7 protein-coding genes and 1 pseudogene are annotated in these 6,070 nt (G+C 42.2%); 6 read left to right on the forward strand and 2 right to left on the reverse strand.

Annotation, left to right across the window (positions count from 1 at the left end; translation table 11 throughout):
* Nucleotides 1–5: 5 nt before the first annotated feature.
* The 3 genes from dapA (at nucleotide 6) to BLR88_RS01160 (ending at nucleotide 3,616) form a co-directional block, all read left to right on the forward strand.
* Nucleotides 6–875 carry a 4-hydroxy-tetrahydrodipicolinate synthase gene (gene dapA / locus BLR88_RS01150; RefSeq protein WP_057898459.1) on the forward strand — a complete coding sequence of 290 codons (870 nt, stop codon included), beginning with the start codon at nucleotides 6–8 and terminating at the stop codon, nucleotides 873–875.
* Nucleotides 876–1,085: 210 nt separating this feature from the next.
* Complete coding sequence (locus BLR88_RS01155) at nucleotides 1,086–2,756, forward strand: ribonuclease J (RefSeq protein ID WP_217639368.1); 1,671 nt, start codon at nucleotides 1,086–1,088, stop codon at nucleotides 2,754–2,756.
* A gap of 629 nt (nucleotides 2,757–3,385) precedes the next feature.
* Complete coding sequence (locus BLR88_RS01160; protein ID WP_091259646.1) at nucleotides 3,386–3,616, forward strand: hypothetical protein; 231 nt, start codon at nucleotides 3,386–3,388, stop codon at nucleotides 3,614–3,616.
* Between the two features lie 95 nt (nucleotides 3,617–3,711).
* Here BLR88_RS01160 and BLR88_RS01165 read toward each other — a convergent pair whose 3' ends face one another.
* Nucleotides 3,712–4,182, reverse strand: a complete 471-nt coding sequence (locus BLR88_RS01165) for a hypothetical protein (protein ID WP_091259648.1) — start codon at nucleotides 4,180–4,182, stop codon at nucleotides 3,712–3,714.
* 174 nt (nucleotides 4,183–4,356) lie between these two features.
* Here BLR88_RS01165 and BLR88_RS20295 point away from each other — a divergent pair, with 174 nt between their 5' ends.
* Together BLR88_RS20295 and BLR88_RS01170 are read left to right on the forward strand one after the other, a co-directional pair.
* Nucleotides 4,357–4,485 carry a hypothetical protein gene (locus tag BLR88_RS20295; protein WP_257721587.1) on the forward strand — a complete coding sequence of 43 codons (129 nt, stop codon included), beginning with the start codon at nucleotides 4,357–4,359 and terminating at the stop codon, nucleotides 4,483–4,485.
* Nucleotides 4,486–4,668: 183 nt separating this feature from the next.
* Nucleotides 4,669–5,187, forward strand: a complete 519-nt coding sequence (locus BLR88_RS01170; protein ID WP_091259650.1) for a hypothetical protein — start codon at nucleotides 4,669–4,671, stop codon at nucleotides 5,185–5,187.
* A gap of 312 nt (nucleotides 5,188–5,499) precedes the next feature.
* Here the strand turns inward: BLR88_RS01170 and BLR88_RS20000 are convergent.
* Nucleotides 5,500–5,659 (reverse strand): annotated as a pseudogene (locus BLR88_RS20000) (IS21-like element IS5376 family transposase); the annotation flags it as partial.
* 101 nt (nucleotides 5,660–5,760) lie between these two features.
* Here BLR88_RS20000 and BLR88_RS01175 point away from each other — a divergent pair.
* Nucleotides 5,761–5,961 (forward strand): hypothetical protein, encoded by a 201-nt coding sequence (locus BLR88_RS01175; RefSeq protein ID WP_091259652.1) that lies wholly within the window; start codon nucleotides 5,761–5,763, stop codon nucleotides 5,959–5,961.
* The last annotated feature ends 109 nt before the right edge of the window (nucleotides 5,962–6,070 follow it).

Here is a 6,070-nt window from a genome sequence, read left to right on the forward strand (position 1 = left end):
TAACTGTGATTGATTTAGGACGATTAGTAACGGCAATGGTCACCCCGTTCGATGCACAGTTGAATGTGGACAAAAAGAAAGCCGAAGAATTGGTTGAGCATTTAATCGCCAACGGTTCGACGGCCCTTGTGGTGGGGGGGACGACCGGTGAGTCACCGACGCTTACAGGTCAGGAAAAAGTCGATTTGTATCGCCATGTAGTGGAAATTGTAGGCGGACGAATTCCGGTGATTGCGGGCACAGGCAGCAACAATACAGCGGCTTCGATCGAGTTAACGCAAAAAGCGGTGGAGTGCGGCGTGGACGGTATTATGCTGGTTGTGCCGTATTACAACAAACCGTCTCAGGAAGGGCTTTATCAGCATTTTAAAACCATTGCACAAACGACAAAGCTTCCTGTTATGCTATACAACATTCCGGGTCGCTCCGTTATTAACATGAAAGCGGAGACGACGATTCGTCTCGCGAACGATGTGGAAAATATCATCGCGATTAAAGAAGCGAGCGATGATTTAAGCCAGATGGCTGAAATTATTGAACGCACAGCAGATGATTTTGTGCTGTACACAGGCGACGACAAAATGACGCTGCCATGCATGTCCATCGGTGGCAAAGGCGTGGTAAGCGTTGCGAGCCATGTCATCGGCAAGGAAATGGCTGAGATGATTGAAGCGTTTGTGGACGGCGATATTGTGAAAGCAAGCCAATTGCACCGACAGCTGCTTCCGATATTCGAAGGTCTGTTTATTGCAGCCAACCCGACTCCGGTAAAAGCGGCACTCGCTCTTAAAGGCATTGACGTCGGCGGGGTACGTCTACCACTCGTCGAACTTACCGAAGAAGAGAGAGACTATGTGAAAGGTCTATTTAAATAATAATGTAGAAAAAAGGAGCAGGAGAGTATGAAACGTCTTCCTGCTCTTTTTTTGTTTTACATATTTAGCATGCTAGGCGTACATAGTAACAGATGATAGCACTTGTTTTTTCTCTGACGCATCATGTATAATATTAACAAGTGACTGGTTCGGTTTTTTTATGAATATTTTGTTTGTTGAGCTGTAACTACAACTGAATATTTAGGAGGAATGAATTTGTCGAAACTTAACCAAAAAGCTTTGTCAATCTTCGCTTTGGGCGGCGTGGGCGAGATTGGCAAAAACATGTATGTAGTCCAGTACGCGGATGACATCGTGGTAATCGATGCTGGTCTTAAGTTCCCCGAAGAAGAAATGCTTGGTATCGATATCGTTATCCCGGACATTACGTACCTGCAGGAGAACAGGGAAAAGGTACGCGGCATTCTGATTACGCACGGGCACGAAGACCATATTGGGGCGCTCTCGTATGTGTTGCGTCATATTAATGTGCCGGTGTACGCCACGAAACTGACGCTCGGACTGATCGAAGTGAAGCTGAAAGAAGCGGGTCTTCTTGGAAGCGCTAAGCTGCATCTTATCGACAACAGATCGGAAGTTAAGCTTGGTTGCTTCACGGCAACGTTTTTCAAGACGAACCACAGCATTCCCGATTCCGTAGGTATTTGCCTCGATACACCGGAAGGCTACGTGGTACATACCGGAGATTTCAAATTCGATCATACGCCGGTTAATAACCAAGTGGCTGATCTGGCAAAAATGGCGCAAATCGGGGAACGAGGCGTCCTTGCTTTGTTGTCGGACAGCACGAATGCAGAACGCCCTGGCTTTACTGGTTCAGAGCGGGAAGTCGGTGAGGCGATTAAAGAGCAGTTCCACAAGTGTAAGGGTCGAATCGTTGTCGCTACGTTCGCTTCTAATATCCACCGCATTCAGCAGGTTATTGATGCAGCCGCATTATATGACCGGAAAGTAACGGTTATCGGACGCTCTATGGTGAACGTTGTAAATATTGCGATGGATCTCGGTTATTTGAGTGTTCCGGAGGGCATGTTGGTAGAGCCGGAAGAAATCAATAAACTCCCGGCGGAAAAGGTAGTTATTCTTTCCACGGGCAGTCAGGGAGAGCCGATGTCGGCGTTGACCCGCATGGCGCGTTCGGCGCACCGTAAAGCTGATATTTTGCCAGGGGATACTGTGCTGATTGCTGCGACGCCGATTCCGGGGAACGAGAAATACGTGGCGCGTACGGTTGATCAGTTGTACCGGATCGGGGCGGATGTGATATATGGCAATCATATTCATGTATCCGGACACGGCAGTGCGGAAGAATTGAAGCTGATGCTGAATTTAATGAAACCGAAGTATTTCATTCCTATTCACGGGGAATTTAGAATGCTGCGCCAACACGCCATTTTGGCCGAGCAATGCGGCGTTCGGCCAGAGAACATTTTCTTGCTTGACAACGGGGATACCGTTGAGATTAGCGGAGGCAAGGCCCGCTATGGTCCGAAAGTCCAAGCCGGTATCGTACTCATCGACGGACTTGGCGTCGGTGACGTTGGAAACATTGTTTTGCGTGACCGGAAGCTTTTATCGCAAGATGGTATTTTAGTTGTTGTAGTTACATTGAGCAAACAAAACGGAACGATTCTTTCGGGTCCGGACATTATTTCCCGCGGGTTTGTGTACGTCCGCGAATCGGAAGCTTTGCTTGAAGAAGCAAATCGAATTGTAAGCCAGACGCTGAACCGTTGTATGGAAGAAAATGTAAACGAATGGTCATCGCTGAAAACGAATGTACGCGACTCTCTTGGACGTTACTTGTATGAGCAGACGCGCCGCCGCCCGATGATTCTGCCGATCATTATGGAAGTGTAATTGAATAGCGAAAAGCATGAGCCGAGACCCCAGTAATATCAAGGGTTTTCGGCTCTTTTTTATTCTGAAAAATTACGTTTGATAACATTTTGCTAACTTTTATCATACTAAAGCGTTTTTATCCTTGTTTTTTTAAGAGAATTTTTCATGGCAACATCAAAGTTTTGGGCCAGATTTTTTTGCATTGGTGTGCTCATTGTTTTCACCTCGCTTTTCTTTAGTTTATCATGAGGCATAATGAGGAATCATCTCTTTACGTTTCGTTGCAAGGGAAGATTTTGTACAAGTGGCTCCAATGGGGAAACCAAGGAGTGGGGATGCTTATTGGCAGAAGATATGTTTTAAGTATGTCATCGACATACAATAATATTCTTTACTAAAAGTATCTTGAGAACAGAAAACACAGTTCAAATTTCGAACGGTAAGCGCATACTCTTAATTGCCAAACGGTACATTTTCTGATTGCCATCAACAGTTAGATGCCCTGGATCATACTGTATAATCAACACTCTTGGTTCATTCTTTTTTTCACAATTTTACACAATTGCTTGACAGTCTTCCCACATTGATTGGTTATATTATGTATGTAAGCAAGATAAAAACAAAAGCAGATAGGAGGACATGAACCAATGAAAATGAAAAAGAAAGTAGCTGCGACAACATTAGGTGCTGTATTCGCACTTGCATCATTCAGCTCTGTTTTTGCTGCAGAGACAACGACACAAACAACTCATCCTTCAAAAGATTTCCGTTTTGCACATCATCAAAAAGTAAACCTTGAAGAGCTGGCAAAACAAAAAGGCGTTACGGTGGATGAGCTAAAAGCGCAATTCCAAAAACATCATCAGGGAAAAAGTTGAAAACGTAATGGTTAACGAAGAAAGAGACGTGTTGCGCAAATACGCCTCTTTCTTTATGTTCATAATTCCACTACAATCTGTTCATTTATTATTTTTCAGGGTTTTCGCTTTTTCTTTCCAAACTCTATCGAAAAATCAATGATTTTAATTTTGTGCTCTATATCCAATGTTTCGATTACATCTCGAATTTCGCAACTTCCATAGTACACCCAGAAGCGGTAGGGACAGTTGGCATGCAGGATTTTACGAAGAGACTTTGTGCGAACGGTGGAATCTATTTCAAACACGGCCAACAATTCTCGATCGGCTAGCGTCCACCAGGCGACATCAATTCTCCCACTTCGATCGTTGGATTGTACGTTAGGAATCGGGTGCTCTTTTTCCCCATAGCAGCAGAAATCCGGCGCTAATTCCAGAAGTTTCTTTTGCAGTGCACTATGAAACTCAAGTTTATCCACCATCTTTTCTTTCCGGTTCTGGGTCAGTTCGCGCACCACATCATTTGCTAGACGAACAACAATCTCACGCAACTGGTCTGCATCAATCATGAGTGTGGTTTGCTTCATGTTCCCATCCCCTTTCAAAAAGATGATGATGTATCATAAAAGCTTACTTTTGATTTCCTTTGTCTATCTTATTTTTCTTTCAATTATACTAAACTTCCAGAATTTATAAAGGTCAAGACTAGGAAAATGGATGCAGACAAAGTAAAGTAGTAGTGAGGAATATATAATTTTAGCATGAGAAGTACAGTGGATAGCGAGGGGAAAGAGGTGCCGATTGAAACAGGAATTTGGAGAATTGACAATGGGGTTTTCCGGATAAATACGGTACATATGGAAAATGAGACAAAGCTTGAGGGGGTGTAGAGGCAGAATAGATATCACGCACATGGCTAATTGATCCAAACGAAATGGTAGTAAGTGCACCAGTACGCAGTAAAGAAGAAAAATGGAATGGACAAGATTTCTATGTGTCCCTTGGTAATTGAAATGGTAATCAAAATGATGGGAATTATACATTTGAAGTCTATATAATGGGAAGAGATGAATTTGAAAAAGATAATTTTTTTAGTAGTATTAGTTATTACCTCAACTTATCTAATTATCTTTCAATGGCAACTAGCTCCACGACCTGTTTATTTACTAATTACTAATAGCACCGACCTAAGCAAAGAAAATATAAATGGATTAAAGTTACATGAAAATATTAAAGAGTCAAATTTTATAAAAAAGTATGGAGAGATTCACTATTTAAATATGAATAGTTCTCATGACTACTTCAGTCTAAAAAATGGTTTAATTATTGCTACTGACAAAGGTAGCCATGAGATTGTCAGAATCATTGTTAACGATAATAACACAAAAAAATTAGTGACCCAAAATGGAATTAAGCTAGGAGACTTTTCGGAAAAAGTTGTTAAATTATATGGTAAAAACAACTATAAGAGGCGAGAACAAGGAGCTGAAATTTTAGGATACATTGATAAAAAGAATCAAATAACGCTCGAATTTTGGTGTGAAGAAAATAAAATTCAAATGATTCGACTAGATATTACATCAATGAATTAGCACATGAGTGTGTCCTACTATATAAATCACACTTGATATCCCACCATACACATGACGAAGCTTCAAGTACTATGTATATGGAAGGCTGAATAAAAACGCAGAGTATGGTACATTATTCTTGGCAGCTTGTTCTGCTGCTTCCGACCACACATCGCATATGGTCGGTACATTTAATCTTTGACAGTACTTTTCGATTTTCTCCATCATGACGTCTCACCTTCGGTGAGCTCGTCATATTCAGAAAGCGAACGAGTATGTACCTCAAAATGAGAAGCGGATTGAGAGCGGCCAACTCTAATGACCTGTTTCTCATTCTTTTATCATGCGTTTATGCAAGTAGTTTTTATAACGGTCTAGTTTACTTCCTCGGCTCGTTCGTTTCTTTTTCAAAGGCGGAGAGTTTTCCCCAAGATACTTAACGAACTGTTTTTCGATCAATCCCCAACTGCCGGGCAATGTCAGAGATAGACATTTCTTGATGTTAGACTATATAGCTACCGATTAAGGGTTTAACAAACGGTTATTTGGCAATACTGGCTCCTATTATCACAATGATAAGGAGCGGATTATGTTATGAAAAAATCACTGATTACAAACACCCACGGATTTACGAGTGAAGCGTTACGAAAGGAAGAGCGTGCGATTTCTGATGCCTTTTTTCGGCAGCGTGTGACGGCTGTTCGGCTGATTCTTGAAGGTTTTTCTACGGTAAAAGCTGCAAGAAGTACTGGGCATTTGTCGCCAGTCTGTCTCTACGTATGTCAAGATGTTTAATCGAGGTGGGATAGCTGAACTTCTTCAGCGTAATTTCCCTCCGGGAAAACAACCGTATCTTTCACCAGAAGAACAAATGGAGGTGAAAAAAGTGATATTGGAAAGCACA

It is taken from the genome of Aneurinibacillus thermoaerophilus (assembly GCF_900099925.1).
Lineage (GTDB): Bacteria > Bacillota > Bacilli > Aneurinibacillales > Aneurinibacillaceae > Aneurinibacillus > Aneurinibacillus thermoaerophilus.

What these genes read in the sequence shown, in the direction of transcription:
- BLR88_RS01155 (WP_217639368.1), top strand. Translation starts at nt 1,086, where the DNA reads ATGAATTTGTCGAAACTTAACCAAAAAGCTTTGTCAATCTTCGCTTTG.
- BLR88_RS01160 (WP_091259646.1), top strand. Translation starts at nt 3,386, where the DNA reads ATGAAAATGAAAAAGAAAGTAGCTGCGACAACATTAGGTGCTGTATTC.
- BLR88_RS01165 (WP_091259648.1), bottom strand. Translation starts at nt 4,182, where the DNA reads ATGAAGCAAACCACACTCATGATTGATGCAGACCAGTTGCGTGAGATT.
- BLR88_RS20295 (WP_257721587.1), top strand. Translation starts at nt 4,357, where the DNA reads ATGAGAAGTACAGTGGATAGCGAGGGGAAAGAGGTGCCGATTGAAACA.
- BLR88_RS01175 (WP_091259652.1), top strand. Translation starts at nt 5,761, where the DNA reads ATGAAAAAATCACTGATTACAAACACCCACGGATTTACGAGTGAAGCG.